Below are 17,495 nucleotides of genomic sequence, written 5' to 3' on the forward strand. Positions count from 1 at the left end.
AATTAAATTAATCTTCGATTAAGCAGAACTTTACCAGAGCTTGTTTTAAGATATCTTTCAAATTCAATTGCTTTTTGTTGATCGGTGAAAGCTGTGTAAGTAATGATTTTCCATGGCATATACATTGAAGTGTAATTAGATAATCCAGAATTATGAATAATTAATCGTTTATTGAGATTGTTGGTGTATCCAACATAAGTCTGCTCAGAAAAATTGATGGATTGAAGAATATAGACGTAAAACATAGGGTTTGAAAAATTTACTGCCAAAGGCAGTTGTTAAAGAGAAGTCATTTAAAGTGAGGACTTGTCCTCCACTTTTGCACTACAAAAGTGGAGGAGAGAGTGGGATTCGAACCCACGATCCCGGTAAAGAGATAACGGTTTTCAAGACCGCCGCTTTCGACCACTCAGCCATCTCTCCATACATATAAAAATTCAAAGAAGGAATCACCGCTTTTCAGCCGTCGCTACGCTATGTCTGACAGGCGACCATTTCAGCCATCCCCGTCCGACGTAATGTTATTGTAGGCGGATCTCCATACAAATTAGAAATTCAAAGAATAAATCAAGATAATATCTATTGTACGCGTAATTAGACTGAAATCAAGAGGGACGTGTAATTTTATATAATTAAGCCGTTCATTTTTTGATGAAAAAGGTGGAAAGCTTGTGAAAGGTAATTTTTTTTATATAGATTGAAATAAAACTTTTATAAAAAATGGATAAGGGAGAAACTTCATGAAGAGTCTTTTTAAGTTGTATGTGTTTTTAGGCCTTAGTTTGTCAGGGCTTCAGTTACATGGTTATGGATCTAACTGTCAGTATTATACAGATTTATTTGGTCCTTTACAGACTGGTTACACTATGGGGGATTTGGTTCGATATACCGTGACGCCAGGATTAAATGTGTATAACAAAGCTGTTATAGCTCCAGCTGGAGCGCAAGATATTAATGACTTTGGCAAGAATACTTATAATTTGTATAACGCTCTTGGGTATTTATATGCAGGTTGGGCAGCATTACATCATAATGATCCTACAAATACTATACCTCAATATGTAAGCAATGTTGCGACTATAAAAAAAAGCTGGATGACAGATTATCGTACTGGAAATTCATCGTTACAAGGATTTGATAATAGTAATACGTGCATTCCTCCTATAATTTTTCCAATGACAGAATCTATCGGTACACCATCTATTGGAGGTTATTCACCTGCAGGAGGTGATTCTACTTCAGCCTTTCAAAATTTGGGAGGCCTTACAACAAATTATAATTACGCTAATGCATCTTGTGGTTGGTGTTCAAATACTGATGATGGAAATTATATTTTAGCTTATTGGTCTACAGCTGCTAATGCTCCAGTTATTTTGCCGACAGGGCAATTTTTTGGAGCGCGAATAGCACATATTTTAGGAGCTGTAGTTAACGATGTGCCATGGTCAGATGATTTAAGTTCATCAAATGCTTCTGGTGGAACAGGATCTTTTGCAAGTCCTTTATTAAGTGGGTCTAAAACAACGTTGCCGATGCTTGCTGTGATGGCAGGAAATTCTGCTGGTTATACTAACGCAACAGCGCCAGCAGGTATGATTGAACCTTCAACTGCACACTTTGGATCAATGCAGACATTTTTAAGTAAAAAACCTATTCTGAGAAACGTTTCATCAGCAATTCAATCATATTTAGAGACTCATATTAATCAAACAGTAACGCGACTGGCATCTGTGTGTTCATATGGTTTAGATCCAGAAAAAAATTTAATAGAAATTAATGATAATTCTGTAACGGCATATGATAGTGGTGTGATAGTTGCGATACAGAATAATACTGGCGACCCGTTAACAGTTAATCAAATTGCTCCCTCTGTTGCTGGTTCATCTACAGGATCGGCTACTACTCCTGTAACTACTGTATCTACTCAGATTGGTTCTTTGACGACTGGAGCAAGTAATTACTATCTGCATACAGCTTCCTTAATGTCACCATCTACATCGGCAACATCTGTAAACTTACCTGCGTCTGGTAATGCGATTGAAATTAAAGACTCTGTAGCTAATTCTAGCGTATTTATACAAGTTGTTACGCCAGGTCAGTTAAGTGTTGTTACTGCTAAACTTAATGCAGCGTATGGATCTAAAGGAGGGTCATTAGCTTACAATCAGGAAAACGCATATACTGCGCCAAGTAATGCTCAATATTTATTGATAACAAATTTTGATACATCGGGAGCTATAACAGGATCAAATTATACTATGTATCGTATGCAAGCAGTTAATCTAGCAGAATTTAATGGTCAGCCTTACTTTGTAACATTACAAATAAATAAAGAGCAGTTAGGATATGGTTTAAACGGTACTCAGTTGGACTTAGGCCTTGCAAATAGTTCGATTTTATATCCTTCAATAGTATCTGTGAAAACATTCTTATGGCAAAGTGTGTTAGATGCAACAAAGAATACGTCGACAGCTTTAAATTATTATAGTTATGTACCATTACTTTTAATGCCAGATTCTATAATGAAAGCAGGCGTTGATGGACTGCAAGCGTACTATACCATATGGTTAATGTCATATGCTGCAGCTTTAACAGAATTTATGGGTATTTCTACGTTTGGTGATACTTTAAATTGTTTGTATGAAGTTTTTGATTTATTTGATGCGAGTGGTATTCATCAGCAACCACCAGCGCGCGTTGTGATTGATGCTGCAAATCTGTTACAGTCTGGTCAATCGCTTATTCTTAGTAAAGATACTATTAATGTACAATCGATTGGGCAATATCTAGCTTTGATGGGATCTGACGTGTGGGATCTTGGCTCTAACTTCCATCAAGATATTCCAATCTTAAATCTTTATGCTGGTGCTTCTCAGGGAGAAGTTGTGGTAAATAAAACAGGCGGCACTTACATTAATTTTGGTGTTACTGTCGGATCTCCTAAGCCTATAATACCAACAACATTTGCGGATTGGTATGGAGTTCCGTATAACAATACGATGTTGTTTTCTTTACCAGCAGCAACGCTGCAAGCAGGTGTGATTGCAACATTGTCACAACCAACACCAGGAAATTATCAGTTGGCTTTTACTGACCAGGCAAACAATGTACTGGCTGTTCAAAAAGTTTTTGTTGATACAGCTATTCAAAACATATCACCAATTACTGTTGATTTTTTACATGCAGATGGTGATAGAGCTTGGTCGTCGCCTGTTGTATTACCTGCTAAAGTTGTATCCGTTGGCGTAGCTCAAACACAGCAGTTTATGTTGCAGTATACGTCAGCAGGAAGTAAGAATACTTTGACATTGCCACCCATGACATTTGATCTGATAAAAAATAAAGCTGCTTTGAAAAAATCTGTTCCTAATCCTTCATCTTATATATGGTTTGATTCAACAAGTTACTCAGGAGCAACGTATGCTAATGTGTCATCGGATCAGACTATTGCTGAGTTGGTATTAGAATTAGAGTTTAGTGATGGCAGCTCTTCTTCTTTACACGTAGATGCACAATTTCCTAAAGAATTTGCATTGATTGCCCAGCATCTTGGTAAGCAGAAATCAGTTTCCATAAGTAGCAATGTTGATACTTTTGGTTCGGCGGCATCATTTATTGCCTATGATGCGTTAACATTGAAACCATTGTGTAAATTTACTTTTAAAAATTTAGTTGCAAGTGATGGTAAAACTTCGATATCACATAGAGCTGTGTTAACTAAATTAAATGTAGTGTATCAAACAACAGACAGCTTAACGTTAAATATGCTATCTCCTGTATCATCTGCCTCGTACCAGCCAAAGCAGCCTATTATATTACAATCAACATCACCGTCTGGGGTACAAGCATTTACTATTTCACAAGGATCACAAGTAGAGCCAATTTCATTAACGCCAGTGGACACATCAGGAAATCCTTTAACTCCAGTTTCAGTATCGTCTAAAGATCTTGTAGCAATTAATGCAGCTATTGTAAGTGGTATCTCGGTGAGTGTTACGTTTAATAGCCAAGACAGTGCTGATGGATCTGCGGTTAATATGTTTTATGCAGCATATGATCTTACAAGTGGAAAAAAACTTTGTGATAATTTGTCGGGTACAAATATATCTACGATGACTGAGTCTAAACTGTCGACTTCGACTAATATCGTGGCGCAGGGACAAACATTTACGGGGTATGGCTACTATAGCATTCGTTATGATTCGAAATATCCAATTGCTGTGCAAAAAGTTGCTGCAAAAGTAGTAACAAAACAAGCTACAAAAGGTAAAGCTATTGAAAAAATAATACCTACAAAAGTTGAAAAACCATCTGAAAAAAGTAAAAAACCATTTGTAAAAGGATCTAAATCATCGAAGCCAGAATCAAAAAAATTAGTGAGCGATGAGCAATATAAAGCAATACTTGCAGATCTTGAAATTATGAAAATTGGAGCATCGTTAAAACTAGTATCACAAATAAATACGCTTGAAAAAAACATGAAAATTAAAAGCAAGGTTAATAAACTTTATACTGCTTATGTGGATAAAGAGATTGAAAAAATCAATGTCGCATTAGCAGCTGAGGCAAACTAAATATGTATTAAGTATTTTTTAACTGAAAATTAAATAAAAAACCCCGTGTTGCATCTGCTGCAAGGCTACGAAGCATAAGTAATACGGGGTTTTTTATTGTGGTAATTCGATTGTTTTAATGTTATTAAAAAAATTGCACTAAAGATGCTGAAGGTATGATATATTTTGTGATATTTTTATTTTTCATAAGAATTGTAAGGAAATGTATGTTGCGTGAAAAAAATATTTTACGAGCTGTTTTGAGTGTATTGAGCATGAGTTTTTTGGTGAGTGCTTCTTTTGCAATAAATTCAGTAACAAGGATAAGTAGCGTGGCTGAAGAAGAGGAAAATCTTGAAAAATTGAAAAAAGAAGAAAGTTTTGAAAAGTTGAAAAAAGCTGAAATGCAAAAAGATCAGCATGCAATAGAAACAGAAAGAGCTCGGCGAGCTCAAGAAAAGGCTTCGAAAAAAGAATCGCACATATAAAATGGGCGTTATGGAAAAATGTTGATTGATGCAAAAAAAGCTTTTCTAGTCAGTAAAAATCAAGGTCTGATTGGTTTTTATATTGCAAAAAAATCACAATTATGACAAACTGAAAACAAGTTCTTATTTATAAAGTTTTAAACCAACAGAGATTTCATGAAAAAATCAGTGCCGCATTCGGTCTATATCAGCTTGTCGTCATTTTTAATCGCCTTGGTATCCAAAAATAAATCGCTAGGTATTTGTTTAAGTTTGTTGAGCCTGAGCTCCTTTATGAGCGCTTCTTCACAACAAGTCCCAAAGCCTGCACCAAAAGGCTTGTCCTGGTTGAAAGAAAGATCAAAAGTAAGTAAAGAAGAATCTAGTAAGGTTACGCTTGTTACATCTAGAATAGTAGCACAACCTTTTATCAGCGGACGTAATGCTGACGTTTCAGGAGATATAGTTCCAGCTGCTGGGCCTGTAAATAAGCTAATAGCAGTAAATCATTTAGATTCTAGTGCTGTTGATCAAGAAGTTAAATCTAGAAGAATACAAGCAGATTTAGTCGCTAAATATGTAGGCCCGCAAGAAATTGTTCCTGTAGAAAAAGATGCTAAATCTATATTGGGGATGGAAGCGTCAGTCTACCATGCGTTAATGGTAAGACGGTATCAGTTAGTGCCGTGCAAAATAGCAAAAAATTTATACATTCGTGCTTTTAGATATGTAGAAAATGAAAAATTTATTGAAGCAAAAGAAGCTGAAGCTGCGGCAGAAGCTGCGGTAAAAAATATGCCAAACGTGCGCAAAGAAGAAGCTGAAAAAGAATCTTTGATGGAAGCGATAGAACGTATAATATCTCGACGTGGATGTCGTTCTGAAGAGATGAAAGAATATTTAGATAGAGAAAACTATTTGCACCAAAATCGACTTGAGCTTTTTTATAATGGAAGTTTTCCAAAAGAAGTGTTGGAAGATATTTTGGTTAACGTGCAAAAAATTGCAGAACGATCTGAACAGAATAAGAAACGGGATAACTAAATATAAAGTTATCTATGTTTAATGTATTGCAGTAAAGATTTAGAAATTGTTTGACCGCGTGTGCGAGACAGCAGCTTCTCCGTCATCATCATCCCCTGTTGCAACTCCAATAAGTGAAGTGTAGCACATACGTTTTAAGTATGTGTTGTAACTTGAAAGACTTTGAATATCATTTTTGGGTGGATTATGACGAGCAATAGACTTGATCCATTGTCCTGATGAATGCATCAATATGGTAACCAAGTATGAATTGCCGATTTGACTGCTTGATAGCTCAGGTGTTGAAGTAGAATTTTCAGATATAAAAGGCGGTTGTACAACGCTTAAACCATATTTGCTGAGCGCTGGACGAGAAGCGTTAATGATTGCTTCAAAATCTGCGTAGGTACTTTTGAAAAAAGGATTCTTTTGATTTTTTCCTGCTACTGCCATTTCTCCTTGCGCTTTTGCAAGAGCGGTAGCTAGCTGATCTATTTCTGTTGACATTAAATCGTTGAAGTTGTTCATCTATTCTCCCTAAACTACCCTATAAGAAAACATGGGGTTCGTTTGAATGTAAGTGTTTTTGTAATGAAATAAAACTGAAAGATTGTTTTTGAGATATTTGTATTTATTTGTGATGTGAATGAGATTTTATCGCCCAGCCTTCGTATTTCCCAGCCGTCGCTTTCAGCTTTGGCGGGCAGGCTGCTATCGCTCATTTACTACGGCGGGCAGCTTTCGCTTTTAATCTTCAAATTTGTTTCTTCGATTAAAGCTTTGAGCATTCAGCAATGGGCTTCCCAGCTGAAGCTTTAGCGAAAGCTGGTGCCAAGGGTCGGACTTGAACCGACACGATGTCGCCATCGCGGGATTTTGAGTCCCGTGCGTCTACCAATTTCGCCACCTTGGCACATAAATATCAAATGGATATAAAAAGTGTACGGGAAAACCGCTTAATCGTCAATAAATTTAATTAAACTACTGTAGATCTAAAACATTTTTTTCTGCACGCCACATCCAATTTTTATGAGAAATTGCTCGTATGTTAAATCCGTTTGGATAGCTAATTTTTTTTTACGGCTTATTAAACCAGAAATGATTTCAATGGATCTTTTGGTGACACCAATGGCATCTGAAATAACCTCTATAACCTCTTTATTTGCTTTTCCATCTTCGGGAGCAGCTTTCACAAAGCACTTTAGAGAGCCAGATTTATCTAAGCATATGCTATGTTTTCCTGATTGAGTAGCCACTTTTACTTCAATGATTAATGCCACAAAATCCTTTCATTGGTATGAATAGTTCATACTTCCAAGGTTACCATAGATCAAGGTAAAACAAGATCTTTCCCTTGTAAAAGTCGAGAAAATCGGTATTCTTAAAAAGTATTGCTCTTTTGAAATATTTAGGCAATTTGTTTGGAGAGATGACTGAGTGGTTAAAAGTGCTCGCCTGCTAAGTGAGAGCTCTGGAAACAGGGCGCGAGGGTTCGAATCCCTCTCTCTCCACCAGTCTTCGCCCGTTGGGCTACGCCTAGGCGCAGCCAGAAAACAGGAAGAAAACATTATTTTAATTAAATATGCATAGCGAAGACTGCCTCGGCATAGTTCGAAGAACGAAGCCGGGCTGTGTTTTAAAACTTCATAGTCTCAACTAAAACCCATCTGTGGTTTTATCTTAGAAATCTATAAAAGTATGCGCCCGTAGTTCAGCTGGATAGAACGTCAGACTACGAATCTGAAGGTCAGAGGTTCGACTCCTCTCGGGCGCACCAGCTTTCGCCAAGGCTTCAGCTGGGACGCCCATTACTGAATGCCCAAAGCATTAATCAAAAACTTACTTAAAATTCAAAATTGCTCATTTAATTTTTTATCATGTACAATAAAATCGAAGGCTAACTTAAATCGTTGAAGGATTAAAGTATGAAAAAATCGTTATTTTTATGTGCATTGTTGTTAACCAATACATCTGTTTTTAATGCAACAATTGAAAAATCAGTTTGTGATCGATCTATGCATTTGCAGTCTCTGCGATGCTATGTTTCAGAAATATATTTAAAGTTAAAATCTGCGATATTCAAACCATTTTCTTCTGATAAAAATATAGTATCAAGCAATAAAAATATAGACTTTCAAAGTCTTATACAGCGCTCTGATGCCTTCGTGAAACGATTTCCAACGCATGATAATCGCATTAAAATAATAGCTGAAAACAATGCAAGTATACAAGCTAGTATTGTCAATCAAGCAAAAAATACGTATCCAATAATGCATACAAAAGTCTTTCAATTGATTCAGGATTTTTTACAATACAAAAAACAACAAGGCAGTATCATTGAAAAACAATTGTATAGTTCAATGTCGGTACATGGATTTATTGATCGTCTTTTAACGAAACGACCATTAATGTTTATGAATGCACATGATAGCTATTTATTAAAAGATGGAACGAATGGACATGGTGGATTTGAAAAAATAGGCACTACACAAGAAAAATTGCCATTGATTCTTAAGGATTATCTTTCATACGATGAAATGCAGATTGCAGCGCTCATTGGGGTTTCTGTTTCGACATATTTTATTAATAACGGAAATAGAAATAATTCAGGTATTAAATCAACAAAAAATGATTATGAACAACAAGGTATTTTTGTTGGTCTTGTGGGGGCTCGATTTGAAAAGCCAGGATTTATGGAATGGCAACATATTGTTGTAACTCCGGGTAGAGATATTGATTTACAGATGAAAAAAGATGTGCTGGATATATGGGCACGTTTTTATAATCACAAATTTGATACCTATCAACAAGCAGCAAAAGATATATCCAATCGATATATTTCTTTTATGCATCAAGGTCAAAAATGCTTTTTTGATACGGTGATGTACAAAAAACGTATGCAATTGGTTATTGAACCTTTTTTAAGAGATGCTCAAAAACGTGGACTTCATTCAGGCAAAAAAGTATATGTACATGCAACAGGGCTTGGACTTGGTGTTTGGAATATTATACCTAATCAGGCACAATTATTAGTTGATGTATATTCTGAGTTAATTGATACTATGGGAGCTCATGAATTGTCCCAAATTTCAGATATTAATTTCAGTTATTTTCCATCAGGTATGTATTGGAAAAATATAAAAAATAATACATATATTAAAATTCATTTTTCACTCCGAAATCCTGCAGATATTTTGAGCGGTGCAGATGTTGGCAAACTTTTGGTTGCTCAATATGCATGGGATGGTAACTCTTATCCAGGAAATGAGTATTGGAATGGTTTACTTACTGCATCTGGAGATCCAGCTGCAGCATGTTGTAGCACTATTGCTGAACTTCAAAATCCAAAAATAAATATACATGTTTGCGCAAAAAATAGTTTGCTTTTATAATTCACGCTTAATGTTAAAAAAATTGTTTGCATACTGTTAAGTTAACTTCGATATTGACTTTGCTTGTTCTGAACGCTTTGACTAGGGCCTGTCATTTTTTCCACAGAAGTGTGAGATAATTTAAGGTTAAAGAAAACCGTGCTAGCACTGAGAAAAATGAATGGCAGCCTGCCTGTTACAAAGTATTAATCAAAAAAATAAATTTAAAATATGAATGAAAAAATAGTGCTAGCCAAAGTTTTTACGATGGTAGGCACTATTTTTTGTTTAATCTATGAAAAAATTACTCTAGAAAAAAAATAGATATTATAAAAAATTTATTTCATCAATCCATGGTTCTGTTGTAAGTGCTGACTTTTCAATAACATATTGAATATATGGCGCTATGGGACTTGGTAATTGCTTAAGATCAAAAAATTCTAATTGGGCACACTTTTCAGGTTCCGTATTGATAATCGAATGATTGGATAGATCAGCTTTAAAAATATAGTTTGCGTAATCGTATGGATCTGAAAAATGATGAAAAGCTCCTACTGCTTTAAGATCATTCGGCTGTAAATGTATGCCACATTCTTCATAAGCTTCACGTATCATAGCATTTTTTGCTGACTCGCCTTCAAAAACATGTCCTGCTGGCAAGCTCCAATGTTCATTTAGATGATCAGTATTGATACGTTTGCCAAGTAATATTTTATTGTCTTTGAGTCCAATTAAATAAGCGGCTATGCGAGTTTTCGTTCTGTTTTTATCGTTGTTCATTGATTTTTCCTTGTAGTTTGTTTTTAACATCAAGTAAGACTGTGCGCATTTCTTCTAGTGTAACACTTGGTGCACAAAGTTGAATATTTAAAAAGTTTGATCAATAGTGTCTCATAAAAATACTTTGCTGGTCCTGAATGCTTTTACCAGGGCGCACCATTCGTTTTTTTCACCAAAGTGTGAGATAATCTTAAAACTAAAGTAAATTGTGCTAACATTGAAAAAATGAATGGCAGGCAACCAGTTATTTATTTTTAGAAGAAAGTGTAATGACTTTAAAAAAGGGTTTGTAGTATGCGGATTAGCGTTGTATTATTTATTGTATGTACGGTATCTTTGTTGGCGATATATATTAATAATTCTAAAAATGAAAAAAGGGAGATTATGAATCAGGATTGCATTTTTTGCAAAATTATTTCAGGACAAATTCCAAGTAAAATAATTGAAGAAACTGACGATATAATCGTTATCAAAGATATACAGCCAAAAGCGCTTGTCCACTATCTTATAATCCCTAAAAAACATATTGCAAACATTCAATCATGCACGAGTCAGGATCAAGCTCTTTTGGGCTCAATGCTACTCATGGCACAAAAACTTTCTCAAAGTTTAGCCGGATCACAAGAATTTAAACTTATTTCAAACAATGGCGCTTCTGTTGGCCAAAGTGTGTTTCATATTCATATGCACTTTTTGTCGGGCAGCTCGTTTCAAAAATATGAAGTTTAGATCAGATTTGTCACTCCATTACCGTATTTAAAAATTCTTCTAATCTTTTTTTGAACTCTTGTTGCTGTTTGAGGTGATATGTTCCATGACTTTCATGCTCAATCCACCATGAATACGGGTGTTTGATTTGATCGGCTATCTTTTGAACTGGCATTGCCGGCACATATGGATCATGCAAGCAATGGATAAAAAATATAGGACACGAAGCATTTGTCATGCATTGTTCGATTCCGTCTAATGTTTGATGGTGTGATTTAAGGGTGAAGCGATAAAATTGCTTTGTTATCCAGCAGGTTGGTCTGATCAACCATGAAAAGTAGGTGTTTTTAAATCTATGTTTAACTTCTGCGCAAATTGTTGGTTCAACTATATCAACCAATTTTAACCAACCGCTATCAAAAATAATTCCTTTGATGTTGTAACAGTTTGTGCAGTTTGTTTTTGCAAGATGATCGACCGCTTTCATACAATGAAAAGCCCCAGAGCATATTCCATGAATGACAATGCTTTGCGTTAAGTTATTACTGGTGTTGTAGGTATTTAAAAAATCTATTGCAGCAACTATGTCTTGGTATTCTGATGATCCGTATTGTTTAATGTTTTGATATGACAAAAGTTTCCCGTCGCTTTCTTGGTGGCCGCGTGCATCAAAAAATAAAAAATTGTATGGCTTGTCTGCTAGAAGTGCGAAGAAAGATGCCATTCCTTCTTTTGTTCCTGGGTAAAATCCCGCGCAATAAAGGATAGTTCCTTTGATTTTTATTTTTTTACTTTGATCGATAAATAGGCCACAAATTTTAAAATTATCTTGAGTTGTAAAACAAACTTTTTGAAATCCATGAGATGTTAGAATTTCTTGCACTTTAGTAGGTACTTTTAATATTGATGTGTCGAAAAGTTGTGACAACTCATTGTTTGAATGGATTGTTGAAATGGTTGATAAAAAAATGAACATAAGAACTGTTTTCTTCATGGCTTCCTACTACTTTAAAATTGTTGACTGCTCTATAAAGGCTATCATTGGATTTTTTGTTTACAAATTTTTGTTGCTTTTGAAAATATTGACTAAGATCTCAGATGAAATAATACTTTTTTTAAAGGGAGAGAGTTGTGCAAATCTTATTAATTTTTTTATCCGTTTTCTTTTCTTGTCTGTCTACGTGCATCATGAGTTATCTGGCCATGAGCACGCAGCTTGGGCCCTGGGTAGCGCCTGTGTTTGTAGTCGTGTGCATGGTGCTCGCAATGCCGTTGGTGTCACGCAGCTGGTTTAGAGAGCATGTGATTATTACGATTGCTGCTGGTTCTATAGGTGGAATGGTTGGGACCTGTCTGGGCTTAACTTGGCCATCGTTTTATTTTTTACATGAGCATGCATTTATAGAGTCAATGAAATCACCAATGATTTTTGCTGGAACTATTTCGTTGTTTGTTCTGAGTGCTGGAATACTCGCGTTTTTAATAGCGTATTTAATAAAAGATCATCTTATCATAGAGCATAAATTACCGTTTCCTATGAGTCGCTTGGTGCATAACATTGTTTACATTGATAAAGAAAAATCGAGTCAAGCGATGATGACGCAGGGGATTGTTGCATCAACAGCTTGGAATATCTTTCTTCTTGCGCAACGTATGTGGTTGCATCCGTACGCATTGCAGCTGCATATGATTCCAATGCTTATCTCAATTGGGTTTGTAGCGGGAAGACTTAGCACCGTTCCTTTACTTGTCGGTATGACGTCTCGAAAATTAGTTTTGTACGGACTGAGAAATAATTTTTTTGTTGGTTATTCCGACAAAGAATTCATCATTCGATTTTGCTCAGGAGTACTTTTAGCATTGTTTCTTTCGCGTCTTGTTTTACTGTTTAAACAACGTAGACATTTACTTGCGACTTCAGATTTTTTTACAGTATTCATGCGATTATATAAGCGTAGATTTTTACGAATATTTTTTGTTGCATCTATAATCTGTTCCATATTGCTCTTGCATGCATGGAATGTTTCTTGGTTTTCTCAAATATACGTTTTTATAATTTTGTTATTTCTTTGTTACAACGCTGCCTACATGGTGGGTGTGGTTGGTGTCATAGAGCTTGGACTGTTTGTTTGGCTTATTGTTTTACCACTTGTTGATATCTATACCGTGGCCTCTACAAGTGTGGTAGCGGTTGCTGTATTTTCGATGATATGCATTGGCTTGCTTATTGATTTAATGTTTTCTTGCAAATTGGCATCTTTATCACAAATTGCGTATAGCAAAATAGTAAGATATCAAATCTTGGGATTTGTGGTGGCGGTAATCTGTTCAGGATTTATTATGTGGTGGTACGCTCACACTCTTCAATTAGGATCGACTTCTTTAATGGCGCAGTCTGCTCAAGGATTTGATTTGATGATTCAGGTGGGGCAGTATAGTCACCGTGTGGTGCTATGTGGTGTTTTGTTTGGACTAGTTCTTCGAAGAGTAGTAAGTGAGCCGTTTACGGTTATTGGATCGATGCTTATGTCGACTTCGATAACATTTTGGTTAGTGCTAGCTGGTGCTTTTTCTTACTTTATTAAAAAAGATGAAAAGTATTACCCCTTTTGGTTTGGAGTTTATGCTTCACATGCCCTATGGATGATGATATTGGCATTTGTATAAAAAGGAGAAATTTGTATTTATTGAATGTGTTAAGTGTTTTAGTAGAAAAGTTTTTATTTAATAAGGAGAGTCTGATGAAAAAAGGTTTAAGGTTTATATTGATATGGGTACTTGTACTTACGGCAGAGAAAACGTTAGGAGTCGCGTCCTTTAAGTCTATACGACAAATTGTCGAAGATTCATCATGTATTGTTCCATTCTTAGTAGATCCAAGTAGTACGCATAGCCAACTGAATGTTGCTGTTAATGATAACAATTCTACTTTTTCTGCTATAAACATCCCTTTGCCGAGCACGCATTTGGGCAGTGGTTTTTTGACGCGTATTAAAAATTTAAGTGTACAGCCTGGAAAGTCTGGGAATAATGCTTTGAAGCTTGATTATGCAGTGTGTGACTTGGCTGGAAAGCAGCTGAGTGAGAAAGATGTTATTGGTAACTATAGTTTAAAGGATAAACCAAGCAAAATGCACTTTGCTCTTGGCAGCAGTAAAGGTAATTTTGTTGAAGCAAGCTGGGTACCATTTAGTGAAAATGATATGAGTTTGTTTATTTGCCATGCTCCAGCGGAATGGAATTCAGTTACGTCTGTAGGAAATTTACCACATCAAGAATCAGCGTTGGCGAGTTATGTACACAAAAACATAGGAAAAGGTCTTATCAGTGCTGGAGTTCCCTTGCATAAAGCTCAGCTAGAAAATGATTTGCAGATTATGCTTATTTCAACGCAAGCATCCAAGCCGACTTCGTTTTCCACAACGATTGTTTGTAGCTTAGATGGAAGTGCTCTTCTTCTTAAAAAAGAAGGTAGTTTGGAAAGTTTGACTGATGGTGTTTATATAGTTTTAAGCAAGCCACTTACGGCAACATCAAGCTCAACAGCTCTTTCAGATTTGACATATTTAATGTACAAAAAAACAGGAACTTTAATTGCAGCAGGATCAGTTAGCACTTTTGGTGCAATATCACTTCCTAAAGGAGCAAGTATTGATGGTATGATGCTGTTTGGCTCAGGCTTTAATGATGGAATGTATCCGCTAAAAGTTTCTTCTGGCAAAATTCCTCAGCTATTTTTATTGCAATATCCTGCAGTAACTCCACCAGGTAAAGGCAAAAAATCGAGTGCGGAAAAAAATGCAACTATTAAGCAACTGCAATCTAACAACGCGATCTTAAATGAAAAGGTTACTAAGTTAATGAACAGACATAAGAAAGATACGACTACGTATATTCCTGGTTATCTTTCGAATTTAATAACTGAACAGCACAATTTGATTCAGTCTCAGGCTCAATTAATTAATTTATTGAATCAATAAGCTTGACTATAAAAAAATAACTGCTATTTATTCATTAATAAGTATGGTAATAAATATGGCCACATTGTTTGTTTACAGTGTGGCCATTTGTTTTTATGCAGCGTAATTATTATGCAGCGCCTTGTGCTACCAGATAACTTTCAATAAAACCTATAAGGTCACCATCAAGTACAAGCTCTGGCTGAAAGTGTTCTATTCCAGTTCTGTGGTCTTTGACCATTTTATAAGGATGAAGAACATATGATCTAATTTGAGAGCCCCATTCTGCTTTCTTTTTTTCAACAACAGTTTTTGCTTTTTCTTCGAGTCTTTGCTTTTGGCGTAATTTTGCCATAAGCATTTTCATTGCAGTTTCACGGTTTTGAATTTGCGAGCGTTCAATTTGGCATTGAACAACAATATTAGTTGGCAAGTGAGTGATGCGGACAGCTGATTCAGTTTTATTCACGTGCTGACCGCCAGCGCCACTCGCTCGGTAAGTGTCAATGCGCAGGTCTTTTGGTTCAATTTCTATTTTTTCGCAAGGTGGCAGCTCTGGGGTGATAGTAACTGAAGCAAATGAAGTATGGCGGCGCTTGTTTGCATCAAAGGGTGAAATTCTGACAAGTCGGTGAATTCCATGTTCGCTTTTTAAAAGTCCGTATGCATTGTTTCCTTTAATATAGAGCGTGGCAGATTTGACTCCTGCCTCTTCTCCTGCCTGACACTCAAGAATAGATGCCTGTAGTTTATTTTGTTCGCAGAATCGAAGATACATGCGAAGTATCATGTCTGCCCAATCTTGGGACTCTGTGCCGCCAGCTCCTGAGTTAATAGTAAGGAAGCAAGAAGAGTGATCGTATTCTTCGGTTAGCAGTAGATCTATTTTAAATGCGAGCGTTTGTTTAATGAGTCTATTGACTTCAATTTCAAGCTTAGCTGTTTCAGCTTCATCGTCTTGGAAAAGATCGAGAAGTTCACCAAGCTCTGTGTAGCTTTTCATAATGCTGTGATATTGCATAGAAATGGTTTTGATTTTTTGCAGATCTTTTAAGACTTGGGTGCCTTTTGGATTTTTCCAGAACTCTGGTTCCTCACTTTCCTTTATAAGGGAATTTAATTGCTGTTCAAGGTTAGAGGAAGCCCAATAATCCTTAATGACTTTAATATGAGGTTTAAGGTTTTTAAGCTTTTCTTTAAGTAGGTCGGTTATTACCATAGTTCTTCTTCATTATAAGTGATTTAAATATGGAGACAGTATACTTGGTTTTGTCTTTCAAAAAAATGATTGATACATAAAGGCACTTTTCGTGTTGTTTTTATATAAAATCTTGTGAAAGATTTATAACATTTTTTTAAAAAATCGCTTACTTTCCTTAAAAAAACGATAAAAATACAGTTATTTTTAAGAAATATGTATTTGTTCGGGTTGGATGGCCAAAAGCCACGATCGGTTGAAAAAGCCTATCAGTAAAGGCTTTTTCAAGGCCGTGTCGGATTGGCGTCGGGTTAAATTTTTAGAGAAAAAAGAGAAAAAATAAAATATTTTAAAAATATGTTAAAAATGTTAGAAATGTTGTTGACTTTGCCGATGATTGGGGGTATTCTTCTATTTGTAATCAGTTGAAATCCAAGACATCACGAGGCAGTAAAAAGCCGAAATCGATGTCAAAAATTAAGAAGTTTACTAAAGCTTAGCCTCCACGAGGGGGTTGGTTTTAAATCTTTGAAATATCATAAGAAAATTAAAAATGCAAGCGTATCCGTTAAGGATACGCAGGTAAGATTCTAAAGTAAAACCTTTATCAATTTAAATTTTGTGATGGAGAGCTTGATCCTGGCTCAGAATGAACGTTGGCGGCGTGCCTAACACATGCAAGTCGAGCGTGAAAGTCCTTCGGGATGAGTAAAGCGGCGGACGGGTGAGTAACGCGTGAGAATCTACCTTCTAGTGAAGAATACCTTTGAGAAATTAAAGTTAATGCTGCATAAGTCTCGTAAGAGAGAAAGATGGCCTCTTTGCTGTCGCTAGAAGATGAGCTTGCGTTCTATTAGTTAGTTGGTGGGGTAAAGGCCTACCAAGACTATGATGGATAACCGGCCTGAGAGGGTGTACGGTCACATTGGAACTTAGACACGGTCCAAACTCCTACGGGAGGCAGCAGTGAGGAATATTGCACAATGGGCGAAAGCCTGATGCAGCGACGCCGCGTGGAGGATGACGGTCTTCGGATTGTAAACTCCTGTTAAGTGGGAAAAAAGTATTGCTGTTAATAGCAGCGAGAGATGATGGTACCACTAGAGAAAGCACCGGCTAACTTCGTGCCAGCAGCCGCGGTAATACGAGGGGTGCAAACGTTATTCGGAATCACTGGGCGTAAAGGGTGTGCAGACGGCGAAACAAGTCAGTTATAAAATCTCTTGGCTTAACCAAGAACCTGTAACCGAAACTGTTTTGCTTGAGGATGGAAGAGAGAAGCGGAATTCTCGGAGTAGCGGTAAAATGCGTAGATCTCGAGAGGAACACCGATGGCGAAGGCAGCTTCTTGGTCCATTTCTGACGTTGAGACACGAAAGCGTGGGGAGCAAACAGGATTAGATACCCTGGTAGTCCACGCTGTAAACGATGATCAT

At 36.4% G+C, this 17,495-nt stretch carries 13 protein-coding genes, 4 tRNA genes and 1 rRNA gene (1 of these 18 running past the window's edge); 10 read left to right on the forward strand and 8 right to left on the reverse strand.

Going from position 1 to position 17,495, the window contains the following annotated elements:
* Window positions 1-2 precede the first annotated feature (2 nt).
* Window positions 3-245, reverse strand: coding sequence for a GIY-YIG nuclease family protein (locus WC747_02060; protein MFA5998783.1), 243 nt, complete (start codon window positions 243-245; stop codon window positions 3-5).
* 88 nt (window positions 246-333) lie between these two features.
* A tRNA-Ser gene (locus tag WC747_02065) sits at window positions 334-423 on the reverse strand.
* Window positions 424-740: 317 nt separating this feature from the next.
* On the opposite strand from WC747_02065, the gene WC747_02070 reads away from it, so the two are divergent.
* The 3 genes from WC747_02070 (at window position 741) to WC747_02080 (ending at window position 6,064) form a co-directional block, all read left to right on the forward strand.
* Window positions 741-4,574, forward strand: coding sequence for a hypothetical protein (locus WC747_02070; protein MFA5998784.1), 3,834 nt, complete (start codon window positions 741-743; stop codon window positions 4,572-4,574).
* Between the two features lie 206 nt (window positions 4,575-4,780).
* The gene (locus WC747_02075; protein ID MFA5998785.1) at window positions 4,781-5,041 is read left to right on the forward strand and encodes a hypothetical protein; all 261 of its coding nucleotides are present in this window, start codon (window positions 4,781-4,783) and stop codon (window positions 5,039-5,041) included.
* 273 nt (window positions 5,042-5,314) lie between these two features.
* Complete coding sequence (locus tag WC747_02080) at window positions 5,315-6,064, forward strand: hypothetical protein (GenBank protein MFA5998786.1); 750 nt, start codon at window positions 5,315-5,317, stop codon at window positions 6,062-6,064.
* A gap of 39 nt (window positions 6,065-6,103) precedes the next feature.
* Here WC747_02080 and WC747_02085 read toward each other — a convergent pair whose 3' ends face one another.
* From WC747_02085 to WC747_02095, 3 genes are all read right to left on the reverse strand, one after another.
* A complete protein-coding gene (locus WC747_02085) occupies window positions 6,104-6,571 on the reverse strand; it encodes an ERF family protein (protein ID MFA5998787.1) in 468 nt (155 codons plus the stop codon).
* Window positions 6,572-6,869: 298 nt separating this feature from the next.
* Window positions 6,870-6,956, reverse strand: a tRNA-Leu gene (locus WC747_02090).
* A 79-nt stretch (window positions 6,957-7,035) separates the two neighbouring features.
* Window positions 7,036-7,323, reverse strand: a complete 288-nt coding sequence (locus tag WC747_02095) for a DUF167 domain-containing protein (protein MFA5998788.1) — start codon at window positions 7,321-7,323, stop codon at window positions 7,036-7,038.
* Between the two features lie 143 nt (window positions 7,324-7,466).
* Between WC747_02095 and WC747_02100 the strand changes: the two genes are divergently transcribed.
* The 3 genes from WC747_02100 (at window position 7,467) to WC747_02110 (ending at window position 9,435) form a co-directional block, all read left to right on the forward strand.
* Window positions 7,467-7,557 (forward strand) — tRNA-Ser (locus tag WC747_02100).
* 186 nt (window positions 7,558-7,743) lie between these two features.
* Window positions 7,744-7,820 (forward strand) — tRNA-Arg (locus WC747_02105).
* Window positions 7,821-7,968: 148 nt separating this feature from the next.
* Window positions 7,969-9,435 carry a DUF4804 domain-containing protein gene (locus WC747_02110; GenBank protein ID MFA5998789.1) on the forward strand — a complete coding sequence of 489 codons (1,467 nt, stop codon included), beginning with the start codon at window positions 7,969-7,971 and terminating at the stop codon, window positions 9,433-9,435.
* Window positions 9,436-9,741: 306 nt separating this feature from the next.
* Here WC747_02110 and WC747_02115 read toward each other — a convergent pair whose 3' ends face one another.
* Complete coding sequence (locus WC747_02115; GenBank protein ID MFA5998790.1) at window positions 9,742-10,194, reverse strand: NUDIX domain-containing protein; 453 nt, start codon at window positions 10,192-10,194, stop codon at window positions 9,742-9,744.
* 384 nt (window positions 10,195-10,578) lie between these two features.
* On the opposite strand from WC747_02115, the gene WC747_02120 reads away from it, so the two are divergent.
* A complete protein-coding gene (locus tag WC747_02120; protein ID MFA5998791.1) occupies window positions 10,579-10,923 on the forward strand; it encodes a histidine triad nucleotide-binding protein in 345 nt (114 codons plus the stop codon).
* Between the two features lie 10 nt (window positions 10,924-10,933).
* Here the strand turns inward: WC747_02120 and WC747_02125 are convergent, their stop codons facing one another.
* Window positions 10,934-11,896 carry an alpha/beta hydrolase gene (locus WC747_02125; protein MFA5998792.1) on the reverse strand — a complete coding sequence of 321 codons (963 nt, stop codon included), beginning with the start codon at window positions 11,894-11,896 and terminating at the stop codon, window positions 10,934-10,936.
* Between the two features lie 137 nt (window positions 11,897-12,033).
* Here WC747_02125 and WC747_02130 point away from each other — a divergent pair, with 137 nt between their 5' ends.
* Both WC747_02130 and WC747_02135 read left to right on the forward strand, forming a co-directional pair.
* Complete coding sequence (locus WC747_02130; protein ID MFA5998793.1) at window positions 12,034-13,569, forward strand: hypothetical protein; 1,536 nt, start codon at window positions 12,034-12,036, stop codon at window positions 13,567-13,569.
* A 74-nt stretch (window positions 13,570-13,643) separates the two neighbouring features.
* Window positions 13,644-14,882 carry a hypothetical protein gene (locus WC747_02135; GenBank protein ID MFA5998794.1) on the forward strand — a complete coding sequence of 413 codons (1,239 nt, stop codon included), beginning with the start codon at window positions 13,644-13,646 and terminating at the stop codon, window positions 14,880-14,882.
* 109 nt (window positions 14,883-14,991) lie between these two features.
* Here WC747_02135 and prfB read toward each other — a convergent pair whose 3' ends face one another.
* Window positions 14,992-16,080, reverse strand: coding sequence for a peptide chain release factor 2 (gene prfB / locus WC747_02140; protein ID MFA5998795.1), 1,089 nt, complete (start codon window positions 16,078-16,080; stop codon window positions 14,992-14,994).
* Window positions 16,081-16,680: 600 nt separating this feature from the next.
* Here prfB and WC747_02145 point away from each other — a divergent pair.
* Window positions 16,681-17,495: ribosomal RNA gene (locus tag WC747_02145) — 16S ribosomal RNA — on the forward strand (it continues 721 nt past the right edge of the window).

This window comes from Candidatus Babeliales bacterium, from assembly GCA_041660205.1.
Taxonomy (GTDB): Bacteria; Babelota; Babeliae; order Babelales; family Chromulinivoraceae; genus JACPFN01.